This window comes from Mesorhizobium sp. RCAM 06353, assembly GCF_059683585.1.
Window position 1 is genome coordinate 5,060,828 of the sequence record NZ_CM185031.1, and the last position, 23,651, is coordinate 5,084,478.

General features: G+C 61.5%; 34 protein-coding genes. All 34 read right to left on the bottom strand.

The genetic code is table 11. The features are described from left to right. Window positions 1-45 precede the first annotated feature (45 nt). Window positions 46-1,011 (bottom strand): helix-turn-helix domain-containing protein, encoded by a 966-nt coding sequence (locus AC56QX_RS24410; RefSeq protein ID WP_497111099.1) that lies wholly within the window; start codon window positions 1,009-1,011, stop codon window positions 46-48. Window positions 1,012-1,182: 171 nt separating this feature from the next. Continuing rightward, a complete protein-coding gene (locus tag AC56QX_RS24415) occupies window positions 1,183-2,838 on the bottom strand; it encodes a hypothetical protein (protein ID WP_497111100.1) in 1,656 nt (551 codons plus the stop codon). Window positions 2,839-3,083: 245 nt separating this feature from the next. Further along, window positions 3,084-3,914: an aspartyl/asparaginyl beta-hydroxylase domain-containing protein gene (locus tag AC56QX_RS24420; RefSeq protein ID WP_497111102.1), complete on the bottom strand. Its 831-nt coding sequence runs from the start codon at window positions 3,912-3,914 to the stop codon at window positions 3,084-3,086. A 176-nt stretch (window positions 3,915-4,090) separates the two neighbouring features. Next, window positions 4,091-4,768 carry a DUF930 domain-containing protein gene (locus tag AC56QX_RS24425; protein WP_497111104.1) on the bottom strand — a complete coding sequence of 226 codons (678 nt, stop codon included), beginning with the start codon at window positions 4,766-4,768 and terminating at the stop codon, window positions 4,091-4,093. 5 nt (window positions 4,769-4,773) lie between these two features. Beyond that, entirely contained in the window at window positions 4,774-6,081 is a 1,308-nt protein-coding gene (locus AC56QX_RS24430) for a replication-associated recombination protein A (RefSeq protein ID WP_497111105.1), read from the bottom strand. 41 nt (window positions 6,082-6,122) lie between these two features. Beyond that, a complete protein-coding gene (locus AC56QX_RS24435; RefSeq protein WP_497111106.1) occupies window positions 6,123-7,616 on the bottom strand; it encodes a DegQ family serine endoprotease in 1,494 nt (497 codons plus the stop codon). Window positions 7,617-7,796: 180 nt separating this feature from the next. Further along, window positions 7,797-8,228, bottom strand: coding sequence for a 50S ribosomal protein L17 (rplQ, locus tag AC56QX_RS24440; RefSeq protein WP_258583909.1), 432 nt, complete (start codon window positions 8,226-8,228; stop codon window positions 7,797-7,799). A gap of 104 nt (window positions 8,229-8,332) precedes the next feature. Next, window positions 8,333-9,343: a DNA-directed RNA polymerase subunit alpha gene (locus AC56QX_RS24445; RefSeq protein ID WP_006205443.1), complete on the bottom strand. Its 1,011-nt coding sequence runs from the start codon at window positions 9,341-9,343 to the stop codon at window positions 8,333-8,335. Between the two features lie 102 nt (window positions 9,344-9,445). Further along, window positions 9,446-9,835 (bottom strand): 30S ribosomal protein S11, encoded by a 390-nt coding sequence (gene rpsK / locus AC56QX_RS24450; protein ID WP_006205444.1) that lies wholly within the window; start codon window positions 9,833-9,835, stop codon window positions 9,446-9,448. A 138-nt stretch (window positions 9,836-9,973) separates the two neighbouring features. Further along, complete coding sequence (rpsM, locus tag AC56QX_RS24455; protein WP_006205445.1) at window positions 9,974-10,342, bottom strand: 30S ribosomal protein S13; 369 nt, start codon at window positions 10,340-10,342, stop codon at window positions 9,974-9,976. A 200-nt stretch (window positions 10,343-10,542) separates the two neighbouring features. Next, a complete protein-coding gene (locus AC56QX_RS24460; protein WP_258583910.1) occupies window positions 10,543-11,139 on the bottom strand; it encodes an adenylate kinase in 597 nt (198 codons plus the stop codon). Beyond that, a complete protein-coding gene (gene secY, locus AC56QX_RS24465) occupies window positions 11,136-12,476 on the bottom strand; it encodes a preprotein translocase subunit SecY (RefSeq protein ID WP_015317976.1) in 1,341 nt (446 codons plus the stop codon). The genes AC56QX_RS24460 and secY overlap by 4 nt, the downstream gene beginning before the upstream one ends. Window positions 12,477-12,670: 194 nt before the next feature. After that, the gene (rplO, locus tag AC56QX_RS24470) at window positions 12,671-13,144 is read right to left on the bottom strand and encodes a 50S ribosomal protein L15 (protein WP_027044981.1); all 474 of its coding nucleotides are present in this window, start codon (window positions 13,142-13,144) and stop codon (window positions 12,671-12,673) included. A 22-nt stretch (window positions 13,145-13,166) separates the two neighbouring features. After that, window positions 13,167-13,364: a 50S ribosomal protein L30 gene (gene rpmD, locus AC56QX_RS24475; protein WP_006205449.1), complete on the bottom strand. Its 198-nt coding sequence runs from the start codon at window positions 13,362-13,364 to the stop codon at window positions 13,167-13,169. 24 nt (window positions 13,365-13,388) lie between these two features. Next, entirely contained in the window at window positions 13,389-13,952 is a 564-nt protein-coding gene (gene rpsE / locus AC56QX_RS24480) for a 30S ribosomal protein S5 (protein WP_032933400.1), read from the bottom strand. 76 nt (window positions 13,953-14,028) lie between these two features. Next, window positions 14,029-14,388 carry a 50S ribosomal protein L18 gene (rplR, locus tag AC56QX_RS24485; RefSeq protein WP_172229138.1) on the bottom strand — a complete coding sequence of 120 codons (360 nt, stop codon included), beginning with the start codon at window positions 14,386-14,388 and terminating at the stop codon, window positions 14,029-14,031. A 137-nt stretch (window positions 14,389-14,525) separates the two neighbouring features. Continuing rightward, on the bottom strand, window positions 14,526-15,059 hold the full coding sequence (gene rplF / locus AC56QX_RS24490) for a 50S ribosomal protein L6 (RefSeq protein ID WP_023682603.1): 534 nt from the start codon (window positions 15,057-15,059) through the stop codon (window positions 14,526-14,528). Window positions 15,060-15,148: 89 nt separating this feature from the next. Further along, the gene (gene rpsH, locus AC56QX_RS24495) at window positions 15,149-15,547 is read right to left on the bottom strand and encodes a 30S ribosomal protein S8 (protein WP_006205453.1); all 399 of its coding nucleotides are present in this window, start codon (window positions 15,545-15,547) and stop codon (window positions 15,149-15,151) included. 12 nt (window positions 15,548-15,559) lie between these two features. Next, the gene (gene rpsN, locus AC56QX_RS24500) at window positions 15,560-15,865 is read right to left on the bottom strand and encodes a 30S ribosomal protein S14 (RefSeq protein ID WP_013895695.1); all 306 of its coding nucleotides are present in this window, start codon (window positions 15,863-15,865) and stop codon (window positions 15,560-15,562) included. Window positions 15,866-15,892: 27 nt separating this feature from the next. Beyond that, complete coding sequence (rplE, locus tag AC56QX_RS24505; protein ID WP_172229140.1) at window positions 15,893-16,471, bottom strand: 50S ribosomal protein L5; 579 nt, start codon at window positions 16,469-16,471, stop codon at window positions 15,893-15,895. Next, window positions 16,464-16,778: a 50S ribosomal protein L24 gene (gene rplX, locus AC56QX_RS24510; protein WP_006205456.1), complete on the bottom strand. Its 315-nt coding sequence runs from the start codon at window positions 16,776-16,778 to the stop codon at window positions 16,464-16,466. Before rplX ends, rplE begins: the two co-directional genes overlap by 8 nt. A 12-nt stretch (window positions 16,779-16,790) precedes the next feature. Beyond that, entirely contained in the window at window positions 16,791-17,159 is a 369-nt protein-coding gene (gene rplN / locus AC56QX_RS24515) for a 50S ribosomal protein L14 (protein WP_006205457.1), read from the bottom strand. 73 nt (window positions 17,160-17,232) lie between these two features. Beyond that, on the bottom strand, window positions 17,233-17,472 hold the full coding sequence (gene rpsQ, locus AC56QX_RS24520) for a 30S ribosomal protein S17 (protein ID WP_010909280.1): 240 nt from the start codon (window positions 17,470-17,472) through the stop codon (window positions 17,233-17,235). Between the two features lie 11 nt (window positions 17,473-17,483). Continuing rightward, window positions 17,484-17,684, bottom strand: coding sequence for a 50S ribosomal protein L29 (gene rpmC, locus AC56QX_RS24525; protein WP_006205459.1), 201 nt, complete (start codon window positions 17,682-17,684; stop codon window positions 17,484-17,486). A gap of 12 nt (window positions 17,685-17,696) precedes the next feature. Next, window positions 17,697-18,110, bottom strand: coding sequence for a 50S ribosomal protein L16 (gene rplP, locus AC56QX_RS24530; protein WP_013531427.1), 414 nt, complete (start codon window positions 18,108-18,110; stop codon window positions 17,697-17,699). A gap of 27 nt (window positions 18,111-18,137) precedes the next feature. Further along, window positions 18,138-18,863 (bottom strand): 30S ribosomal protein S3, encoded by a 726-nt coding sequence (gene rpsC, locus AC56QX_RS24535; RefSeq protein WP_023672753.1) that lies wholly within the window; start codon window positions 18,861-18,863, stop codon window positions 18,138-18,140. Further along, a complete protein-coding gene (gene rplV / locus AC56QX_RS24540) occupies window positions 18,863-19,252 on the bottom strand; it encodes a 50S ribosomal protein L22 (RefSeq protein ID WP_006205462.1) in 390 nt (129 codons plus the stop codon). The genes rpsC and rplV overlap by 1 nt, the downstream gene beginning before the upstream one ends. Before the next feature lie 2 nt (window positions 19,253-19,254). After that, the gene (gene rpsS / locus AC56QX_RS24545; protein ID WP_027044977.1) at window positions 19,255-19,533 is read right to left on the bottom strand and encodes a 30S ribosomal protein S19; all 279 of its coding nucleotides are present in this window, start codon (window positions 19,531-19,533) and stop codon (window positions 19,255-19,257) included. A gap of 16 nt (window positions 19,534-19,549) precedes the next feature. Beyond that, complete coding sequence (gene rplB / locus AC56QX_RS24550) at window positions 19,550-20,383, bottom strand: 50S ribosomal protein L2 (protein WP_172229142.1); 834 nt, start codon at window positions 20,381-20,383, stop codon at window positions 19,550-19,552. 22 nt (window positions 20,384-20,405) lie between these two features. Next, entirely contained in the window at window positions 20,406-20,699 is a 294-nt protein-coding gene (locus AC56QX_RS24555) for a 50S ribosomal protein L23 (RefSeq protein WP_010909275.1), read from the bottom strand. Continuing rightward, a complete protein-coding gene (gene rplD / locus AC56QX_RS24560) occupies window positions 20,696-21,316 on the bottom strand; it encodes a 50S ribosomal protein L4 (RefSeq protein WP_006333366.1) in 621 nt (206 codons plus the stop codon). The genes AC56QX_RS24555 and rplD overlap by 4 nt, the downstream gene beginning before the upstream one ends. Beyond that, window positions 21,316-22,029, bottom strand: a complete 714-nt coding sequence (rplC, locus tag AC56QX_RS24565; RefSeq protein ID WP_497111107.1) for a 50S ribosomal protein L3 — start codon at window positions 22,027-22,029, stop codon at window positions 21,316-21,318. The genes rplD and rplC overlap by 1 nt, the downstream gene beginning before the upstream one ends. Before the next feature lie 61 nt (window positions 22,030-22,090). Continuing rightward, window positions 22,091-22,399 carry a 30S ribosomal protein S10 gene (gene rpsJ / locus AC56QX_RS24570; protein WP_010909272.1) on the bottom strand — a complete coding sequence of 103 codons (309 nt, stop codon included), beginning with the start codon at window positions 22,397-22,399 and terminating at the stop codon, window positions 22,091-22,093. A 69-nt stretch (window positions 22,400-22,468) separates the two neighbouring features. Next, window positions 22,469-23,644, bottom strand: coding sequence for an elongation factor Tu (gene tuf, locus AC56QX_RS24575; protein WP_027044958.1), 1,176 nt, complete (start codon window positions 23,642-23,644; stop codon window positions 22,469-22,471). Between the last annotated feature and the right edge of the window lie 7 nt (window positions 23,645-23,651).

The window sequence follows — 23,651 nt, forward strand, 5'->3', positions numbered from 1 at the left end:
CCGGGCCGACTGTCGCAAGATTGCGACAGGTTCGGCGCCGAAACCTCAATGCGGCCGGCGGATGCCGAAGCGGGCGAGCTTGCGATGCAGAGTGGCCCGGGAAATGCCGAGATTGTGCGCGGCGGCGGAGACGTTGCCATCGGCGCGCGCGATCGCCCGCTGGATCACTCCGCGCTCCGCGTCCTCCAGTTCTTCCGCGGCCTTGGCGAAATCGCCGAGGATGTCGGCGGCGGGCAGCCCCCTTGCCAGCGCCTGTTGCGTGATGCCGAGGGTCTGCCGCGCCGAGCGTGTCGCGCCGACGACCAGATCATCGCCGTTGACCGCAATCAGCGCACCGGCGCCGCGCTCGGCCGCCGAGGCAAGCAGAATGCGGGCATTGGGAAAAGACAGGCGAAAATTCTCGGCCTCGATGCGGCGGGCAGCATCACCGACCGCCATGGCGATCAGGCCGACAAAGCCTTCGGTCAAATCCGACCGGCACGACGAGACATCGAGCGCGGCAGCCAGATTGCCCTCGTGGTCGTAAATCGGCGCAGTCGTACAACTGAGCAGCGTGTTGCTCGAAAAGAAGTGCTGGTCACGATGAATGGTCAGCGCGCGCTGGTCGGCCAGGCATGTGCCGATGCCGTTGGTGCCCTCGGAGTCCTCACTCCATACTGTCCCGGTCCACAGGCCCCATTCGTCGAAGGTCTCGTCATCGGCGGAAGCCCCGCGGCGTTCGACAGGGATACCGTCGCGATCGGCAAGCAGGACGCAACAGCCAATGCCGCCGACCGCAAGATAGAGACGATCAAGGCTGGCTTCCGCAGCCCGCAGCAGCTGCTCGACCCGCTGCCGCGCCAGCCTGAACTCGCCTTCGGTCAGCCGTCGAGGCGCTTGTCGTTGGCCAGGATCCAGTCCATGCACCGTGAGCGAACGTCTCCAGGAGGCAACCAACGCCGATCGGGCGGCATCGCTGGTGGCAATGGCCGCCTGGACGACATCGGCATGATGGGCCGGCTGTCCGGTCACCTCATCCTCCCAAGGCGCTTCCAACTCAAGCAGCGTTATATCCGTTCAGATATATCAGCTGCATTGAGTTGTAGGGGATCAGCGGCTGCTGGCGCTATAAGACAATGGTCCAACAGCAGCCATGGAACGCGGCCGACCCGGCCTCCCGCCCAAGCGCCGCCAACATCATTGTCACCATTCAGGCGTAGCCCACCCGGCATGTTTTTTCCTGAACTCGGCGTAAAGCGCATCGAGTTCCGCTTTGCTGACCGGACGTACCTGCTCATAGAGGTAACCGGTAACGCCGTCGGACAACTGGTATGCCGCAATACGCTTGTATGCGGCGCCAATGCCTTTCCCTTCGAAAATATGTTCGTTGGGAACCGTGACGCATAACTGCGCACCCGATTGCAAATGGATAACGGGCCGGTCGGTAACGACAACATATCTGGATTTCAATGTCTCGGATCTGAACTGGTCGCGGCTATCCACCTGGCACGACCATCCGACATGCGGGAGAAGGCCTTGGTTCATACCTAACAACAGCGCGTCGCTCATGACCGCGCCGGAGGCGAAGACCGAAAATCGATCCGCTGGTCCCATTCTTTGAACAAGGTCGTCGATCAGCCGTCTGTATTCAGGAATATTGTCGAGGTGAAGAGGAAGGGTGGCTTCCTTGGCAAAGACGTAGTTGATCGGCGACAGCATCTGCCGTCCGGTTGGAAAAAAGGTACCCCAAAAAGCAAGTCCAGCGGCAATGGATATCACGGCGGTAGACCATTGCGATCTCAACGCCGGCGCCGAAACAATAGAAACGATTGCTTGAGCGTATGCAGGAAAGAGCCAGAGAAATATCGGTAGCGAATGATGACGTTCCGGGTCCTGCGTACGGACAAAAAGAAAAAAGGTGAGGACCGAAGCGATGGTACAGAACAAGGAAAATCTGTTGCTGCGCACTAGGGAGATATAGAGACCCACCATGATCAAGGCCCAGTTCATGTAGCTAAGGCGGGATCCAATTTCACCGAGTTGGATAAAGATGGTCGTCCTGTATCCGCTGTAAAGCTCGGCATAGCTGGTTCCCAGAATCTTGGCGATCAGCGGCAATTGGAAATTCAACGCGGTTGCGACAACAACGAAAATCGCACACACGCCGCCCAACGCCGCTTTTCGGAAGGCGGAAAAGTTTCGGTCCCTTGCGATCTGCAGCAAACAAAACAATGCTGCGGAAACAGTGATCCCGATGACGGCGTAGGCATACCAACGGCGCAGCATGAACGCCAACCAGAGGCATGCGCCGACCGATATTCCGCTGATCACCGGCTCCCGGGTCAGGAATCTTGATTTCCAAAGAAAATAGGTTGCCGCGGTGAGAACGGTACAACCGGCAATGTCAGGCAACCCTCGAAGCGTCGGCGCCCAAAACGGAGTATACAGAAAGGCCGCAATCCAGACGGCAATCCAACTTCGGGAAGGCGTCTCGGAGGCAGCCTCCAGATAGCTTATTCTGCCTATGAAAAGAACCGCCGGGACCAGGTAAACCGCGACTATTCCGGCAACGAAGGAAAGCCTTGAACCGCCAAAAATGATGTGAAACGGCATCAAGGGCACCAGGATCGCCACGCCGTAATCTTCCGTCGCGATAGAAGTGCCCAATTGGCTAAGCCACTTGAAAGGGCTCTCGACCAGCAGCGCACCCTGTTGGTTGAACGTATTGAAATAGGCAGCGAAGTCCCAATAGTAGACGGACTCTTCGAGATTTACGTACACAGCGCTGAGGGCAACCCCAAGCAAGACGGTGAATATGTAGGTGCCCGTCCAGAATCCGAAGATTTTGTTCTTTGTCACTGGAAGCCGCCAAGGAGAGAAGGGACAGAATTGCCGGGACCAAACCGGAGCCGTCCCCTGACGCCGCCAAGGGCCGTTCCGGCGAATCTTGCGAACAGATTCTTATAATGAATTGTTGAGAGCCCAAATGGGCCGTTGCTCGAACGCGCACGGCGCGAGCATGGAGAACACCTAGGTGGGGCGGCCCACGGGTAACCGGCAGAGGTGCTTACTTGCGAACCGCTGCCGGTCGACGGGTTTTCTGTTCAGGTGGTTTCGACCTTCTTCGGCTTGGTCGAGCCGATCATCTTCCAGTTCTTGTAGAACATCGAATTGATGCGTTCGACGCTGACCGAGACAACCGCGAGCATGCCGGCGATAAGCCTGGGAACCGGGGACGGCCTGATGATGTCCATGAACACGCAGTAGCGGCGGCCGTCATACTCGTTGACCGAGCGATGCAGCAGCGTGTCGTCGAAAATGAACAGCGGGTTGTCGTACCAGTAGTTCTTGACGTTGCCGCATTCGACGAAGATCTCCGACTTCACCGGGACCAGATTGTAGAGGATGCGCAGGCTGAGCCGCAGCGGACCGAAATGCCAGGAGGTCGATTCGCGCTTGCTGAAGACCGACACGGCGATGGTCTTGATGTATTTGAAATCCTTGTTGAACTCGGCGACGTTGTCGATCCTGTGCTTGCCATACCACTGGTAGACATACATACCGCGCCGGCCGGCGCCGAAATTGGCGTCGATGTCGGCGATGATCTCGTCCTTGCGCGCCTTGAAGATGTCGAGAACTTCATTGACCTCGCGCTGATAATCCTCCGGAAACTGCTCCAGCTTCCAGACGCCGGGGTTCCTGTAGCAGAGCAGATCGACCAGCAGGTTGAACGGCGACAGCAGCCAGGTGAACAGGCCGTTGCCAAGGAAGTAGCCTGAGAACAGCGACAGATCCTTCCTGTCGTTGCGCAGCACGTCGATCAGGCCGCAAACGATGAAGATCGTCGTCAGAATGGGGATGAAGTAGAAGCCAAGGGCGAGAAGCGGGATGGCGATGGCGAATTTGCGAAGGGATTTGCGAAGGGTTTTTGTCATTTTTCCACGCGCGGAGCGCGATCCTGTTGCGAATGAGTGTGCCAAATCTCGGCAACGACCACCGCCCGGCCGTGCGCCTTGATAAGGTTTTTTGGGTCGCCGCACAACGCCACGACGTCGTGGCCTGGCAGCTGCCTGGTGGAATTCGCCAGACTTCGGTCAATGAACCGCTGGGGTCAATGCACCGCTGGCAAGCCGAGCTCGTCCCATTTCTCCCTGGCCACGGGATCGCCGACCAGGAACTCAAAGCCGATGACGCTTTCGCCGTCCTGTGCGAGTTGGCATTTGAACTTCAGATTATACCAGTTTTTGCGGCTGCGGAAAGCCGCGCCGTCGGCGGCGATCGTGGTGCCGCGGACCTTCTCCTCGGCCGTTGCGTAAGGCACGACGCGTTCCGGATGAAAGTCCGCGCGCCAACGCCGGATCTGGTCCATGGCCTCGAGATTGCACAATTGCACCATGCGCTCGTCGTCGGCGAAGGTCGAAAGATCGGCGCGCGCCTGCCGGCTGCGCGGATCGGCGAGCGTCTTGGCCGACAGCATTTCGGTGGGCCGGATCATGGCCGGCGCGGAGGGCGGTAGAGATTGAGGAGCACTCGGCGATGGCGTGGGCACCGTCGCTCGTGCCTCTGGTGCCGGCGGCGGTGCGTGCACTGGCGGTGGCCTTGTCGAGGCCTCGAACTGCTGCGGCGTCAGAATGTCGACGGATACCCGTTCCTCTTCCAACCGCTTCGGCGGTTTCGGCATCGGCATCAAGGCCAGCGTTGCTGCGAGCAGCGTGTGAAGAACAACCGAGGCGGGAACGGCCCATGGCGAGGCCTGGCTTCGAAGCGTGACGACCACCGGGCCGCGCAAGTCGGTTATTCCCGCTCTTTGCGCAGCTTTGCCCAATAGTCGAGCCGCTTCCTGATATCGCGCTCGAAACCACGCTCAGGCGGATCGTAGAAGGTCTGGCGGCCCATTTTCTCGGGAAAATAGTCCTGGCCCGAAAAGGCGTCCGGCTCATCATGGTCGTAGCGATAGCCCGCACCGTAATCCTCTTCCTTCATCAGCTTGGTCGGCGCGTTGAGGATGTGCTTGGGCGGCAGCAGTGAGCCATGCTCCTTGGCAGCGCGCGTGGCTGCCTTGAAAGCGGTGTAGACTGCATTGGATTTGGGCGCGGTGGCGAGATAGACGGTTGCTTCGGCAAAGGCGAGCTCGCCCTCCGGCGAGCCCAGATAGTCGTACGCATCCTTGGCGGCATTGGCGACGACCAGCGCCTGCGGATCGGCGAGGCCGATATCCTCCATCGCCATGCGCACCAGCCGGCGGCCGAGATAGAGCGGATCCTCGCCGGCATCGAACATGCGCGCGAGATAGTAGAGCGCTGCATCAGGGTCGGAGCCACGCACCGACTTGTGCAGCGCCGAGATCAGATTGTAATGGCCGTCCTGACCCTTGTCGTAGATCGGCGCGCGGCGCTGGACGATGCGTTGCAACCCTTCGGGATCGAATATCTCGCCGGGCTTGGCGGCGCGCCAGACTTCCTCTGCCAGCGTCAGCGATGCGCGGCCATCGCCATCGCTCATGCGGATCAGCATCGTACGCGCCTCGTCGTCGAGCGGCAGCGCCCTGCCCTCAGTCTCCTCCGCCCGCACCATCAGCTTGGCGATACTCTCCTCACCCAGCGAATGAAAGACCATGACGCGCGCGCGAGACAGCAACGCGGCATTCAGTTCGAAGGACGGGTTCTCGGTTGTGGCGCCAACCAGGACCACCGTCCCATCCTCCATGACGGGGAGGAAGGAATCTTGCTGGGCGCGGTTGAAGCGATGGATCTCGTCGACGAAAAGCAGGGTCTGGCGGCCGTTGGCGCGGCGCAGCTTGGCCGCCTCGAAGACCTTCTTCAGGTCGGCGACACCGGAAAACACCGCCGATATCTGCTCGAACGCAAGGCTGGTCTCGCCGGCGAGCAGCCCGGCCACCGTGGTCTTGCCGGTGCCCGGCGGTCCCCAGAAGATCATCGAGCCGAGCGAACCAGATCCGATCAGGCGGGTCAGCGCGCCATCGGGTCCCGTCAGATGATCCTGGCCGACGACCTCGCCAAGGTTTTTCGGTCGCAGCCTGTCGGCCAGCGGCCGCCCGGGCGGCGCCTTCTCCGGTTCATCGACGCTGAACAGATCGGCCATGCACTTCTTTTGGTTTGGAGCGCGATCCCTTCAGATCGAACTCAGTAACGCAACACCTGGCGCAGTATCTGCCCGCCGCGCTCGACGGTAAAGCGCCACCAGCGCGTATCCTGCTGGGCAACCTGCGCCAGCGTCGCGGCGGTGTCGATGGCGGTGCCGTTGACCTCACGTACGATGTCGCCCGGCTGGAAGCCGAAATCGGCGGCCGGCGAATCGCGGTTGATGTCGATCACCGTGACACCTTTGAGATCCGTGCGCAGGCCGAGCTTCTGAGCCAGCCGCGGCGACAGTTCGGCAACCTTGGCGCCCGAGAACGGGCTGCGGCCGTGCAGCGTCACTTCCGAGGCTTTTGCACCCTCCGGCGCGCGCTCCAGCGCGATATCCATCGCCGCTTGCTGGCCCTTGGTCAGGATCGCGAAATTCGCCTTGGTGCCGATCGACAGCGTCGCCATGCGATAGTCCAGCGCCTCGATGCTCTCGACGGGCTTGCCGTTGATCTGCAGCACGACATCGCCCGCCTTCAGCCCAGCCTTGCCCGCCGGTCCGGTCGCTTCGACGGAAGAGACAAGAGCCCCTGTCGGCTTCTCCATGCCAAGCGATTCGGCGATCTGCGGCGTCACCGCTTCGAACTCGGCGCCGATATAGGGCCGTTCGAAGAAATCGAGGCCTGCCTTGGCGGCATCGGCAAAAGCCCGCACCATGTTGGCTGGGATGGCAAAGCCGATGCCGATCGAACCGCCGCTGCGGCTGTAGATCGCGGTGTTGATGCCGACCAGTTGGCCGCCCATGTTGATCAGCGCGCCGCCGGAATTGCCGGGGTTGATGGCGGCGTCGGTCTGGATGAAATAGCCCGAATCCGAAACGCCGATATGGCTGCGGGCAAGCGCCGAAACGATGCCGCTGGTGGTGGTCTGGCCGACGCCGAAGGGGTTGCCGATGGCCAGCACCAGATCGCCGACCTCTAGCGCGTCGGAATCGCCGATGGCGATGACCGGGAACGGTTTGTCGGATTCGATCTTGAGCACGGCAAGGTCGAGCGTCTCGTCCTTGAGCATCACCTTCGAGGTGAATTCGCGGCCGTCGGCAGTCGCCACCTTGACCTCATCGGCATCCTTGATGACGTGGAAATTGGTGACGATGACACCACTCGGATCGACGAGCACGCCCGAGCCCAGCGAGGACTGTGCGCGCGGCTGAGCACGGCCGAAAAACTCCTCGAAGAACGGATCGCCTTCAAAAGGCGATGTGACCTTGGCCGTCTGCGAGGCATAGACGTTGACCACGGCCGGCGCGGTCTGCTTGACCAGCGGCGCAAACGAAAGCTGCACCTCCTCGCGGCCGAACGGCACGCGCTTGTCTGGCCCCGAGGTGGAATTCTCGCCTTCAACGCCATGCAACAGATCGGTCAGCACGTCCGACAGGCCGGGATCGGCAGGCTTTGCGGCGTCTTCGGCCAGCGCCTGCCGAACTGCCGGTGCGGCTGCGAACACCATGAAGGCGCAGAGCAGAACGAGGGACAGTCTTTTGGCGCGCATTCGCGAATCCTCCAAGGCAAGTTCGGGCGCATTGTCCCGACGATTGTGCAAAATGAAAGGCTAAGCCGCTGAAATCCGATTATTTTCGCGCCAGCCGATCGTTTTGGGCACGCGATGGCACGCGCAGAATAAGAAAAAGGGCCCGCAGGCCCCTTCAATTCAGTCCGGAAAGACGCAGCGTTATGCGGCAGCGGCGTCCGCTTCGGTGCCTTCGGCTTCAATGCGCGCGCGGTCGCCGGCGCCCTTGGCCGAGGTGTCGCGATCGACGAACTCGATGACGGCCATCGCGGCATTGTCGCCGTGACGGAAGCCCGCCTTCATAATGCGCAGATAGCCGCCATTGCGGTTGGCGTAGCGCGGCGCGATGGTGTCGAACAGGCGCTTGACGACGCCTTCATTGCCGATCTGGGCAATGACCTGGCGGCGGGCGTGCAGGTCGCCGCGCTTGCCGAGCGTCACCAGCTTCTCGACGATCGGACGCAGGTCCTTGGCCTTCGGCAAGGTGGTGACGATCTGCTCGTGCTCGAGCAGCGACACGGCGAGGTTGGCGAACATCGACTTGCGATGGCTAATGCTTCGGGCGAAGCGGCGGCCTTTAAAACCGTGGCGCATGGCTCTTTTCCTTCTTCAGTTGTTCAAGAGGCCGCGGCCCCTGATGGTTTTCCGCATGACCGGCGGATCGAGCGGCCCACGCCGCCGATCCTTGGAATTCATGCTCAATATTGATCTTCGTAACGCTTGGCGAGGTCTTCGATGTTTTCCGGCGGCCAGTCCGGCACTTCCATGCCGAGGTGCAGGCCCATTGCCGCCAGGACTTCCTTGATCTCGTTCAGCGACTTGCGGCCGAAGTTCGGAGTGCGCAGCATCTCGGCTTCGGTCTTCTGGATGAGATCGCCGATGTAGACGATGTTGTCGTTCTTCAGGCAGTTGGCCGAACGCACCGAAAGCTCGAGTTCGTCGACCTTCTTGAGCAGCGCCGGGTTGAAGGCGAGCTCGGTGACGGCCTCGGCAGCGACTTCCTTCTGCGGCTCGTCGAAGTTGACGAACAGGCCGAGCTGGTCCTGCAGGATGCGGGCGGCGAAAGCCACCGCGTCTTCGCCCGAGATCGAACCGTCGGTCTCGATGGTCATGGTCAGCTTGTCATAGTCGAGAACCTGGCCCTCGCGGGTGTTTTCGACCTTGTAGGAGACCTTCTTGACCGGCGAGTAGAGGCTGTCGACCGGGATCAGGCCGATCGGCGCGTCCTCGGCGCGGTTGCGCTCGGCCGGCACGTAACCCTTGCCAGTGTCGACGGTGAATTCCATACGGATTTCAGCGCCTTCGTCCAGCGTGCAGATGACGTGGTCGGGGTTGAGGATCTCGACGTCGCCAACCGTCTGGATGTCGCCGGCCAGAACCGCACCCGGTCCCTGCTTGCGAACGACCATGCGCTTGGGGCCGTCGCCTTCCATGCGGATGGCGATTTCCTTGATGTTCAGAACGATGTCGGTCACGTCCTCGCGCACGCCGGCGATGGACGAGAATTCATGCAGGACGCCGTCGATCTGCACGGCGGTGACAGCCGCACCGCGCAGCGAAGACAGAAGCACGCGGCGCAGCGCGTTGCCCAGCGTGAGGCCAAAGCCGCGCTCGAGCGGCTCGGCGACCAGCGTGGTCAGAGTCTTCTTCTTCGACGAGAACTCGATCTTGTTCGGCTTGATCAGTTCCTGCCAATTTTTCTGGATCATGATGCTTTCCTTCCGTTGACCCGCCACCATCCAATCGTGGCGGGCGACCTGGAATACCGCGGAGGAACGCCTTTCGGCGTTCGCGCGGCGTTCGGTAATTTCTTAGACGCGGCGCTTCTTGCGCGGGCGGCAGCCATTGTGCGGGATCGGCGTCACATCACGGATCGAGGTGATGGTGAAGCCGGCCGCCTGCAGGGCGCGCAGCGCCGATTCACGACCCGAGCCAGGTCCGCAGACCTCGACTTCGAGCATGCGCATGCCGTGTTCCTGGGCCTTCTTGGCAACGTCCTCGGCAGCCATCTGGGCAGCGAACGGGGTCGACTTGCGCGAACCCTTGAAGCCCTGGGCACCGGCCGACGACCAGGCGATCGAATTGCCCTGCGCGTCGGTGATGGTGATCATCGTGTTGTTGAAGGTCGAATTGACGTGGGCAACGCCCGACGAGATATTCTTGCGTTCGCGACGGCGAACACGAGCGGCTTCCTTGGCCATGATAGTCCTTTCAGTTGATCTCTACACCGCCGTAATGCCAGCGGCTCCACCAGGGAGAAGGCAGTAGGGAAATATGGCAGGAGGGCAGTATGTCTGCCGGTCCTATTGCCTTACCGCCCTACTCCTTACTGCCCCAAATTACTTCTTCTTGCCGGCGATCGACTTGGCCGGGCCCTTGCGGGTACGTGCATTGGTGTGCGTGCGCTGGCCGCGAACCGGCAGCGAGCGGCGGTGACGCAGGCCGCGGTAGCAGCCGAGGTCCATGAGCCGCTTGATGTTCATCGAGACTTCGCGGCGCAGGTCGCCTTCGACCTGGTAGTCGCGGTCGATGGTCTCGCGGATCTGCAAGACTTCCGCGTCGGTCAGCTGGTTGACGCGGCGCTCGGCCGGGATGCCGACCTTGTCGACGATCTCCTGGGCGAACTTCTTGCCTATGCCGTGAATGTACTGAAGCGCAATGACGACGCGCTTGTTGGTCGGAATGTTGACGCCGGCAATACGAGCCATGTTCTTCTCTTCTCCATGTGGGCCGGACGAGCCGGCGTTATTCAGATTGCCCCGCGTCCGGTGGAGGCCGGCCCTTGCGGGAGTTTCCAGTTCAAAGCGACTGCCTTGCCCTTGCGGACAAGCAAAGTGCGCAACTGATAGGAAGACGGGCCGCCATACCGCAGCGAACCGTCCCCGTCAAGCTTAATCTTTAAATTCCCTTACCGCGCCTTTGCAGCTGCCGCGAGCACGGCTTCGATCTCGGCGGTCACCGCGTCGATGCTGGCCATGCCGTCGACCGTCTTGAGCCTGCCCTTGGCGTAATAATAGCCGGTCAGCGGAGCGGTTTTCTTGTAGTACTCGCGCAGGCGCTCTTCGAACACCGCGGGATTGTCGTCCTTGCGCACCGGCTGGCCGGCCGCTTTGGCATCCTCTGCACGCTTGACGATGCGGCCGACCAGGGCCCTGTCGTCGACGACCAGTTCGATGACCGTGTCGAGGCTGATGCCACGCTCCGATAGCATCGATTCAACCGCATCGGCCTGTACCAGCGTGCGCGGGTAGCCGTCGAGAATGAACCCGCCGGCGCAATCGGCCTGGTCGATCCGCTCGGCGACGATGGCGTTGACGATGGCGTCGGACACCAGTTCACCGGCATCCATCACCGCCTTGGCACGCTTGCCGACTTCGGACCCGGCCTGAACGGCGGCACGCAGCATGTCGCCCGTCGAAAGCTGGGGTATGCCGTATTTGTCTACCAGTCTTTGTGCTTGTGTCCCCTTGCCCGCCCCTGGCGGCCCAAGCAAAATCAACCTCATCTGGCTTTCTTCCCCCCGCGCAGCTTCGACTTCTTGATCAGGCCTTCATACTGGTGCGCGATCAGGTGGCCCTGAATCTGCGCAACCGTATCGAGCGTGACACTGACCACGATCAGAAGCGATGTGCCACCAAGGTAGAATGGTACGCCAGTCGCCGAGATCAGGAACTCCGGCAGCAGGCACACCAGCACCAGATAGATGGCGCCGACGACGGTGATGCGGGTGAGAACGTAATCGATATAATCGGCGGTGCGCTCGCCCGGACGATAGCCCGGGATGAAGCCCGAATGCTTCTTGAGCTGATCGGCGGTGTCCTTCGGGTTGAACACAATCGCTGTGTAGAAGAAGGCGAAGAACACGATCATCGCCGCGTAGAAAGCCATGTAGAGCGGCTGGCCGTGGCCAAGCGAGGCCAGGATGGTGCTCGCCCAGGCGGGCATGTTCGTCGTCTGCGAGAAACCGGCGACGGTGGCCGGCAGCAGGAGCAGCGACGACGCGAAGATCGGCGGAATGACGCCCGAGGTGTTGAGCTTCAGCGGCAGATGCGAGGTATCGCCCTGGAACATGCGGTTGCCGACCTGGCGCTTCGGATACTGGATCAGCAGGCGGCGCTGGGCACGCTCGAAGAACACGATGAGCGCGATGACGACGATGGCCAGGACGATGATCGCCAGGATCAGGCCGGTCGACAGGGCGCCGGTGCGGCCCAGTTCCAACGTGCCGGAAATGGCATGCGGCAGGCCGGCGACGATGCCGGAGAAGATGATCAGTGAAATGCCGTTACCGATGCCGCGCGCGGTGATCTGCTCGCCGAGCCACATCAGGAACATGGTGCCGCCAACCAGCGTGACGACGGTCGAGATGCGGAAGAACATGCCGGGATCGCTGACGATGCCGTTGCCGTTCTCCAGTCCCACTGAAATGCCGTAGGCCTGCACCAGCGCGAGCAGCACGGTGCCGTAGCGCGTGTACTGGTTGATAACCTTGCGGCCCTGCTCGCCTTCCTTCTTCAACGCTTCCAGCGACGGGATGACCGACGTCATCAGCTGCATGATGATGGAGGCGGAGATGTAAGGCATGATGCCGAGCGCAAAGATCGCCATGCGCTGCACAGCGCCGCCGGCGAACATGTTGAACATGCCGAGCACGCCCTTGCTCTGCGAGGAGAAGGCCTGGGCGAAGGCGTCGGGGTTGATGCCGGGAAGCGGAATGTAGGTGCCGAGGCGATAGACGAGCAGCGCGCCAATGGTGAACCAGATGCGTTTCTTCAGGTCCTCCGCCTTGGCGAAGGCCGAGAAATTCAGATTCGAGGCTAGTTGTTCAGCAGCCGAAGCCATGCCTGATTCTCCGCTTGGTAACGCTTGATGGCCCGTGAGGTCAGGCGGTGCGTTTCACCGAAGCTCACGAGATAAGCTCCGGGCTGTAAACATGCAAGCGGCCGCGTTGACGCGGCCGCCTAATTGAGCAGATCAAAGCGCAATCATGCGCAAAAACGGGATTCCATCCTTGCCGATCGCGCTTCAAATTGCCGTTACTCGGCAGCTGCCTTTTCCGGCAGCTTGACCGAACCGCCGGCCTTTTCGATCTTCTCGATCGCGGCCTTGGAGGCACCGGCGACGTCGAAGGCGAGCTTTGCCTTGATCTCACCGTCCGAGAGGATGCGAACGCCGTCCTTGACGCGGCGGATGACGCCGGCGGCAACCAGCGATTCAGCCGTCACGGTTGCCTTGGCGTCGAGCTTCTTGGCATCGATGGCGACCTGGATACGGGCCAGCGACACGACAGTGAAGCTCTTGGCGAAGATGTTGTTGAAGCCACGCTTCGGCAGGCGCCGGTAGAGCGGCATCTGGCCACCCTCGAAGCCGTTGATGGCGACGCCGGAGCGCGCCTTCTGGCCCTTGACGCCGCGACCGGCGGTCTTGCCGGAGCCGGAACCGATACCGCGGCCGAGACGCTTCTTGGAATGCGTCGCGCCGTCCTTGTCACGCAGATCGTTGAGTTTCATCTGGGTTCTCCTGCGCTTTGGCTCAGCCCTCGTCCACGACGCGGACGAGATGCTGAACGGCGGCGATCATGCCGCGCACGGAAGGCGTATCTTCCAGCGTGCGCTGCTTGTGCATCTTGTTGAGGCCGAGGCCGACCAGCGTCGCACGCTGTTCCTTCGGGCGGCGGATCGGCGAACCGATCTGCTCAACGGTGATGGTCTTGGTTGCTTTCTTGGCCATGGTCAAAATCCCTGGTCAGATCGACTATTCTTCAGCCGCAACGGCGGTGCCGCGGCGGGCCTGAAGGGTCGAATACTTGATGCCGCGCGCGGCAGCCACATCCTTGGGATGCATCTGGCTCTTCAGCGCGTCGAAAGTGGCGCGAACCATGTTGTAAGGGTTCGACGAACCCATCGACTTGGCGACCACGTCATGCATGCCCAGCGTCTCGAAGACAGCGCGCATTGGGCCGCCGGCGATGATGCCGGTACCCTGCTTGGCAGCGCGCAGCAGAACGCGTCCAGCACCCCAACGTCCCTCGACGTCATGATGCAGCGTACGACCCGAGCGCAGCGGCACGAAGATCATGTCGCGCTTTGCCGATTCGGTTGCCTTGCGGATGGCTTCCGGCACTTCGCGTGCCTTGCCGTGACCGAAGCCGACGCGGCCCTTCTGGTCGCCGACGACGACAAGTGCGGCAAAACCAAAGCGACGGCCGCCCTTGACGACCTTGGCGACGCGGTTGATGTGGACGAGCTTGTCCACCATGCCGTCATCGCGCTCTTCACGCTCGCGGCCGCGGCCGCCTTCCCTACGTTCCTGTGCCATATCCTGTTCCTTGTTTTTTTCCGGAAGCACGGTTGATGATGAGATCCGGCGCCTCTGTGGGTCACCGGGGGCGAAATTAGAAGCTCAAGCCACCTTCGCGAGCGGCTTCTGCCAGCGCCTTGACGCGGCCGTGGTAGATGTAGGCGCCGCGATCGAAGACGACTTCCTTGACGCCGGCCTTGGTGGCACGCTCGGCGATCAGCTTGCCGATCGCAGCAGCGGCCGCGGTGTCGGCGCCGGTCTTGAGCGAACCCTTGAGGTCCTTCTCAAGCGTCGAAGCGGCGGCGATGGTGTGGCCCTTGGCGTCGTCAATAACCTGCACGTAGATGTTCTTCGACGTGCGGTGAACCGAGAGACGCGGACGCTCGCCGGCGACCTTCTTGATCTGACGGCGGACGCGCTGCGCGCGGCGCTGGATGGACTCTTTGCTAGCCATGATAGTTCCTTGCCTTCAAAAGACGGGGGCCGCCATATGCGGTAGGCGAAAGCGCCTCCCGCGACCGCTCCCCGCGGCGTTGCACTTCTTTGGTTTGGCCCTTTCCGAAAAGTCTGCAACCTTTCGGGGCCAAGCCACTACTTCTTCTTGCCTTCCTTGCGGACGATCTTCTCGCCAGCGTAACGGACGCCCTTGCCCTTGTAGGGCTCGGGGCCGCGGTATTCGCGGATCTCGGCAGCCACCTGGCCAACCTGCTGCTTGTCGATGCCGGTCACGGTGATTTCCGTCGGCTTCGGCACCGTGATGGTGATGCCGGCCGGCGTCTCGTAGACGACGTCATGGCTAAAGCCAAGTGCCAGCTGCAGGTTCTTGCCCTGAAGTGCCGCACGATAACCGACGCCGGTGATCTCGAGCTTCTTCTCAAAGCCGTCCTTCACGCCCTGCAGGATGTTGACGATCTGCGTGCGCGACATGCCCCACTTCGAGCGAGCGGTCTTGGTCTGGTCGCGCGGCTGGACAGCAATCTCGCTGCCTTCCATCTTGACCAGGACTTCGTCGTTCACCACGAACTTCAGCTCGCCCTTGGGGCCCTTCGCCGTCACGGTCTGGCCGTTGACGGTCGCGGTCACGCCCTGCGGCAGCGAAACGGGTTTCTTTCCAATACGAGACATTTTGTTGTCCTCGTCACTTCTCTTGTTTCAGGTCTCTGTCTTCGGAACGATCCGAAGACCGGATTCCACTTTGCGGGTCAGCTGCCAGATCAGAAGATCTGGCAGAGGATCTCGCCACCGACGTTCTGTTCGCGTGCTTCGTGATCGGCCATCACGCCCTTCGGCGTCGAAAGGATGGCGATGCCGAGGCCGTTGGCGACGTGCGGGATCGACTTGGCCGAGACGTAAACGCGGCGGCCCGGCTTCGAGACGCGGGCGATTTCGCGTACGACCGGCGCACCGTCGAAATACTTCAGCTCGATTTCGATTTCGGACTTGCCGTTGTCGAAGTCGGTCTGGCTGTAGTCGCGGATATAGCCTTCAGCCTTCAGCACGTCGAGGACGCGGGTGCGCAGACGCGAAGCCGGCGTCGAGACACTCGACTTCTTGCGGCCGTAGGCGTTGCGGATGCGGGTCAGCATATCGCCGAGAGGATCGCTCAATGACATGTTATGTCCTCCTTACCAGCTCGACTTGACCAGGCCCGGGATCTGGCCGTTATTGCCGAGATCACGAAGCGCGATGCGCGATACTTTGAGCTTGCGATAGTAGGCACGCGGGCGGCCGGTGACTTCGCAGCGGTTGCGGATGCGGATCTTGGCCGAGTTGCGCGGCATGGCGGCAAGCTTGAGCTGAGCGCGGAAGCGCTCCTCCATCGGCTTGGACTGATCCATGATGATCGCCTTCAGGGCAGCGCGCTTGGGACCGTACTGGTCGGCAAGCTTGCGGCGCCTGTTGTTCTTCTCGACTGAGCTGGTCTTTGCCATTTCAGATTTTTCCTTTTCTCGCTGCCGTTACTGGCGGAAGGGGAAGTTGAAAGCCTTGAGCAATGCCCGGGCTTCGTCGTCCGTCTTCGCAGTCGTACAAACGATGACGTCCATGCCCCAGATCTGATCAACCTTGTCGTAGTTGATCTCCGGGAACACGATGTGCTCCTTGATGCCCATGGCGTAGTTGCCACGGCCATCGAAGCTCTTGGGGTTCAGTCCGCGAAAGTCGCGGACGCGCGGCAGTGCAATGTTCACGAGGCGGTCGAGGAACTCGTACATACGTTCCTTGCGCAGCGTGACCTTGGCGCCGATCGGCATGTTCTCGCGGACCTTGAAGCCAGCGATCGAATTGCGGGCGCGGGTGACGACGGCTTTCTGGCCGGCGATCATCGCCAGATCTTCGGCCGCAACCGAAGGCTTCTTGGAATCGGCGGTCGCTTCGCCGACACCCATGTTCAGCACGATCTTGTCGAGGCGCGGAACCTGCATGTCGTTGTCGTAGCCGAACTGCTCCTGCAGCGCCTTGCGGATGGTCTCGTTATAGACCTGCTTGAGGCGCGGCGTGTTGGTTGCAGTCGCCTGCTTGGTTTGAGACTTAGCCATTGATGACTTCTCCCGAGCGCTTGGCGACGCGCACCTTCTTGCCGTCCTTCTGGAAGATGAAACCGACGCGGGTCGGCTTGCCATCCTTGGGGTCGGCCAGCGCGATGTTCGACAGCTGGATCGGCGCTTCCTTGGTGATGATCCCGCCCTCTTGGGACTGGGACTGCTTCTGGTGACGACGGATCATGTTGACGCCGCGCACCAGCGCGGTGTCATCCTTCGGCTGAACCGACAGGACTTCGCCCGAACGGCCCTTGTCCTTGCCAGCCAGCACGACGACCTTGTCGCCTTTTCTAATCTTTTGCATTGGTCCGGCTCCTTACAGCACTTCAGGCGCGAGCGAGATGATCTTCATGTGGTTCTTGGCGCGGAGTTCGCGCGGAACCGGTCCGAAGATACGCGTGCCGATCGGCTCTTTCTTGTTGTCGACGAGAACGGCCGCGTTCTTGTCGAAACGGATCACGCTGCCGTCCGGGCGGCGGATGTCCTTGGCCGTGCGAACCACGACCGCCTTCATCACATCGCCCTTCTTAACGCGGCCGCGCGGAATGGCTTCCTTGATGGACACCACGATGATGTCGCCCACGGAAGCGTATTTCCGCTTCGAGCCGCCCAGCACCTTGATGCACATGACACGACGCGCGCCGGAATTATCCGCCACGTCGAGGTTTGTTTGCATCTGAATCATGACTGGCCGCCTTCTTCTTTTCTAACGGGACGGGCTCTAAGCCCCTCCCCGGTCTGTCCAAAATTCGTTTTGTTTACGCCTGGTCCGAAGACACGACGATCCAGCGCTTGTCCTTGGAAATCGGCTTCGATTCCTGGATGAACACCTGATCACCAACCTTGTGGGCGTTGTTCTCGTCGTGCGCCTTGTACTTCTTGGTCATGCGCACGGTCTTCTTCATCACGGGATGCGTGAAGCGCCGTTCGACCTTGACGACAACCGTCTTCTCGTTCTTGTCGCTGACGACGGTGCCCTGCAGAATGCGCTTTGGCATGGTTTTCGTCCTTAAGCCTTCTTAGCCGCGGACTTTTCCGCAGCGATGGTCTTGATGCGCGCAATGTCCTTACGGACCTGTCTCACGCGCGCGGTCTTCTCAAGCTGGCCGGTGGCCTTCTGGAAGCGCAGGTTGAACTGCTCCTTCTTCAGGCTGGCCAGGTCGTCGGTCAGCTGATCCTGGGTCTTGGTCCGGATGTCTTCGGCTTTCATGATCAGCCCGTCCTATTCTGCGATGCGCTGTACGAAGCGCGTCTTGACCGAGAGCTTGGCCGCGCCGAGACGCAGCGCCTCACGGGCGGTTTCTTCATTGACGCCGTCGATCTCGAACATGATGCGGCCCGGCTTGACGCGCGCCGCCCAGTAGTCGACCGCGCCCTTGCCCTTGCCCATGCGCACTTCGGTCGGCTTCGAGGTGACCGGCACGTCTGGGAAAATACGGATCCAGACGCGGCCGGCACGCTTCATTTCACGCGTGATCGCGCGGCGGGCCGCCTCGATCTCACGCGCGGTGACGCGGTTCGGCTCAAGCGCCTTCAGCCCGAAACCACCGAAATCCAGGTTGGTGCCGCCCTTTGCGGTACCATGGATACGGCCCTTGAACTGCTTGCGGAACTTTGTGCGCTTTGGCTGCAGCATCGTTCTAACTCCAAATTCCTAAATGTCTCAGGCGTTTTCGCGACGACGACCGCGTTCGCGATCACCACCACCGCCATGCGCAGCATCACCCTCGGTCGCGCGACGCTCCGAAGCCATCGGATCGTGCTCGAGGATCTCGCCCTTGAATACCCAGACCTTGACGCCGCAGATACCGTAAGCCGTATGCGCTTCGGCCGTGCCGTAGTCGACATCGGCGCGCAGCGTATGCAGCGGCACGCGGCCTTCACGATACCATTCCATGCGCGCGATCTCGGCGCCGCCAAGACGGCCGGCGCAGTTGATGCGGATGCCTTCGGCACCGAGGCGCATCGCCGACTGAACGGCACGCTTCATGGCGCGACGGAACGCGATACGACGCTCGAGCTGCTGGGCGATCGACTGGGCGACCAGGGTCGCGTCGATTTCCGGCTTGCGCACTTCAACGATGTTGAGGTGCGTCTCGGACTTCGTCATCTCCATCAGCTTCTTGCGAAGCTTCTCGATGTCGGCGCCCTTCTTGCCGATGATCAGACCCGGGCGCGCGGCGTGGATGGTGACGCGGCACTTCTTGTGCGGACGCTCGATCACGACCTTGGAGATCGCAGCCTGCTTGAGTTCCTTCTCAAGATACTTGCGGATCTTGATGTCCTCATGCAGCAGCTTGCCGTACTCGCCGGTGTTCGCGAACCAGCGCGAATCCCAGGTCCGGTTGATGCCGAGGCGAAGACCGATCGGATTGACTTTCTGGCCCATTATGCGGCCTCCCCTTTTTCTTCGACTTCACGAACGACGATCGTGAGGTGCGAGAACGGCTTCTCGATACGGCTGGCGCGACCACGACCACGGGCATGGAACCGCTTCATGACAATCGACTTGCCGACATAGGCTTCCGCCACGATCAGCGCATCGACATCCAGGTCGTGGTTGTTTTCCGCGTTGGCAATCGCCGATTCCAGCGTCTTCTTGACCGTGCCGGAAATCCGCTTGGCCGAGAATTCGAGATCGGAAAGTGCTGTCGCGACCTTCTTGCCGCGGATCAGCGCGGCAACGAGGTTCAGCTTCTGCGGGCTGATACGGATCGTGCGCAATACGGCGCGCGCTTCGTTGTCAGCAAGCCTGCGCGGAGCTTTGGCCTTGCCCATGATTATTTCCTCTTCGCCTTCTTATCCGCGCCGTGACCGTAATAGGTCCGGGTCGGAGCGAATTCACCGAACTTGTGACCGACCATGTCCTCGTTGACCGCAACAGGAACATGCTTCTGGCCGTTATAGACACCGAAGGTGAAGCCGACGAACTGCGGCAGGATGGTGGAGCGACGGCTCCACATCTTGATCACCTCATTGCGACCACCTTCACGAACCTTATCCACCTTCTTGAGAAGGTAGCCGTCGATGAAGGGGCCTTTCCAAATAGAACGAGTCACTTGGCGTTACCTCTTCTTAGCTCTTGCGCTGATGGCGCGAGCGCAGGATGAACTTGTCGGTCGCCTTATTGGACCGCGTCTTCTTGCCCTTGGTCGGCTTGCCCCACGGGCTGACCGGATGACGACCACCGGAGGTGCGGCCTTCGCCGCCGCCGTGCGGGTGGTCAACCGGGTTCATGGTCACGCCGCGATTGTGCGGACGCTTGCCACGCCAAACCGTGCGGCCGGCCTTGCCGTCGTTGATGTTGCCATGGTCCGGATTGGACACGGCACCGACGGTGGCCATGCAGGAGCCGTGAACGACACGCTGCTCGCCCGAATTGAGGCGCAGGATCGCCATGCCCTGGTCACGGCCGACCAGCTGGCCGTAACCGCCTGCCGAACGAGCGACCTGGGCGCCCTTGCCCGGCTTCAGCTCGATGTTGTGGACGATGGTGCCGACCGGCATCGAGGCCAGCGGCATCGCGTTGCCCGGCTTCACGTCGACCGATTCGCCGGCCACGATCTTGTCGCCGGGAGCCAGACGCTGCGGAGCAATGATGTAGGACAGCTCACCATCATCATACTTGATCAGCGCGATGAAGGCGGTGCGGTTCGGATCATACTCGATACGCTCGACCGTGCCGACAACGTCGAACTTGCGACGCTTGAAGTCGATGATGCGGTACGAACGCTTGTGGCCACCACCGATGAAGCGGGCGGTGATACGACCGTGATTGTTGCGGCCGCCCGACTTGGTCAGGCCCTCGGTCAAACCCTTGACGGGCTTGCCCTTGTAGAGGCCCGAGCGGTCGACGATGACCAGCTGGCGGGTGCTCGGCGTTACCGGGTTGAATTTTTTCAGTGCCATTGTTCTGTCCTCGCGGCCTTGCTCAGAGACCCGTCGCGACGTCGATCGACTGGCCGTCGGCCAGCGTCACAATCGCCTTCTTGACGTCGCTCTGGCGGCCGATCGTGCCGCGGAAGCGCTTGATCTTGCCCTTGCGGACAAGCGTGTTCACGGCCATCACCTTGACGCCGAACAGCGCTTCGACGGCGGCCTTGATTTCCGGCTTCGACGCCTTCTTGGCGACGTTGAAGACGACCTGGTTCTGCTCGGAGGCCATGGTCGACTTTTCGGTGATCGCCGGCGAGACGATCACGTCGTAATGACGAAGGTCGGTCATTTAAAGCGCTCCTCGAGAGCCTCGACGGCGGCCTTCGAAAGGACCAGCGTGCCGCGGCGCAGAATGTCGTAGACGTTGATGCCCTGGATGGGCAGCACGTCGATGTTCGGGATGTTGGTGGCTGCGAGCTTGAAGTTCTTGTCAAGCTCGGCGCCGCCAATCACCAGGGCGTTGGTCAGGCCCAGCGTCGCGAAATTCGCGATCAGCGCCTTCGTCTTGGCTTCGGTCAGCTTCAGCTCGTCGATGATGATGATCGACGCGCTCTTGGCCTTGGCCGAGAGAGCATGCTTGAGGCCAAGCGCACGAACCTTCTTGGGCAGTTCATGCTCATGGCTGCGAACGACCGGGCCGTGGGCCTTGCCGCCGCCGCGGAACTGCGGAGCGCGTGCCGAATGGTGACGGGCGCGGCCCGTACCCTTCTGCTTGTACATCTTGGCGCCGGTACGCGCGATTTCGGCGCGGCCCTTGGCCTTGTGCGTGCCCTGCTGCTTCTTGGCAAGCTGCCAGCGCACGACGCGCTGCAGGATGTCCTCGCGCGGATCAAGGCCGAAAATCTCCTCGGAGAGTTCCACCTTGCCGGCGTCTTTACCGCCGAGCGTTGTGATCTTGAGATCCATTATTCTGCTCCCTCTGCGGCCGGAGCCTCGTTCTTGGCAACGACGCGGATCGCGGCAGGCTTCGGCGCATTGGCCGGCAGTGCCACCTTGGCCGCATCGCGGACCAGGATCCAGGCGCCCTTCGATCCGGGAACCGCACCGCGGATCAGGATCAGGCCGCGATCGGCGTCGGTCGAAACGATCTCGACATTCTGTGTGGTGACGCGGGTGTCGCCCATGTGGCCAGCCATATGCTTGCCCTTGAACACCTTGCCCGGGTCCTGGCGCTGGCCGGTCGAACCGTGTGTACGGTGCGAGACCGAGTTACCGTGCGTCGCGCGGCCACCACCCATGTGGTGACGCTTGATGACGCCCTGGAAACCCTTACCGATCGTCGTACCCGTCACATCGACCTTCTGGCCGGCGACGAAGTGCTCGACGGTGATCTCGGCGCCGACATCGATCATGTTGTCGGCGGAGACGCGGAACTCGGCGACCTTCGCCTTCGGCTCGACGGAAGCGGTCGCGAAATGGCCGCGCATCGCCTTCGACGTGTTCTTCACCTTGGCGAGGCCAACGCCGAGCTGAACGGCGGTGTAGCCATTCTTCTCCTGCGTGCGCTGCGCCACGACCTGGCAGTTCTCCATCTGGAGAACGGTGACGGGAACATGTTCCCCGGCATCGTTGTAGATGCGGGTCATTCCCACCTTCTTTGCAATCACACCTGAACGCATCGGTTCAATTCCTTTAGAGTTCCGGGCCAGGGGCACCGCCCCTTACCGCGCTCTCATTCCCTTAGAGCTTGATCTCGACGTCGACGCCGGCGGCCAGATCGAGCTTCATCAAAGCATCGACGGTCTGCGGAGTCGGATCGACGATGTCGAGCAGACGCTTGTGCGTGCGCATCTCGAACTGCTCGCGGCTCTTCTTGTCGACGTGAGGCGACCGGTTGACCGTAAACTTTTCGATCCGCGTCGGCAGCGGAATGGGGCCGCGGACGTTGGCACCGGTGCGCTTGGCCGTCGACACGATTTCCTTCGTCGAGGCGTCGAGCACGCGGTGATCAAACGCCTTCAGGCGGATGCGGATATTCTGTCCGTTCATGCGTCACTTCCTTGTTCTGGCGCGGCGCGGGCAACTTCCGCGCCCGCGACAGATCGGTTTAAGTCCAAATTACTCTTTGATGGTGACGACGATGCCGGCACCGACGGTGCGGCCGCCTTCACGGATGGCGAAGCGCAGCTTCTCTTCCATGGCGATCGGCACGATCAGCTCGACATCGACCGTGATGTTGTCGCCGGGCATAACCATCTCGGTGCCTTCCGGCAGCGACACGATGCCGGTCACGTCGGTCGTGCGGAAGTAGAACTGCGGACGGTAGTTGGTGAAGAACGGCGTGTGACGGCCACCTTCGTCCTTGGTCAGGATGTAGGCTTCGGCCACGAACTTCTTGTGCGGCTTCACCGTGCCGGGCTTGGCCAGAACCTGGCCGCGCTCGACGCCTTCACGATCAACGCCACGCAGCAGCGCGCCGATGTTGTCGCCAGCCTGGCCCTGATCGAGCAGCTTGCGGAACATTTCGACGCCCGTGCAGGTCGTCTTGGTCGTCGGACGGATGCCGATGATCTCGAGTTCCTCGCCGACCTTGACAATGCCGCGCTCGACGCGGCCGGTGACGACCGTGCCACGGCCCGAGATCGAGAACACGTCTTCGATCGGCATCAGGAACGGCTTGTCGAGCGGACGAACCGGCGTCGGGATGTAGGCGTCGACCGCAGCCATCAGCTCGCGGATCGCGTCTTCACCGATCGTCTTGTTCGAATCTTCCAGAGCGGCCAGCGCCGAACCCTTGACGATCGGAATGTCGTCGCCGGGGAATTCGTTCTTCGACAAAAGCTCGCGAACCTCGAGCTCGACCAGTTCGAGCAGCTCAGCGTCGTCGACCTGGTCGACCTTGTTCAAAAACACAACGATCGACGGCACGCCGACCTGACGGGCGAGCAGGATGTGCTCACGGGTCTGCGGCATCGGGCCGTCGGCAGCCGACACGACCAGGATCGCGCCGTCCATCTGCGCAGCACCGGTGATCATGTTCTTCACATAGTCGGCGTGGCCGGGGCAGTCGACGTGGGCATAGTGGCGGTTGGCCGTCTCGTATTCGACGTGAGCCGTCGAGATCGTGATGCCGCGTGCCTTCTCTTCCGGCGCCGCATCGATCTGGTCGTAGCGCTTGTACTCGCCAAAATACTTCGTGATCGCCGCCGTCAGCGACGTCTTGCCATGGTCAACGTGACCAATCGTGCCGATGTTCACATGAGGCTTGTTGCGCTCGAATTTACCTTTTGCCATGTGATGT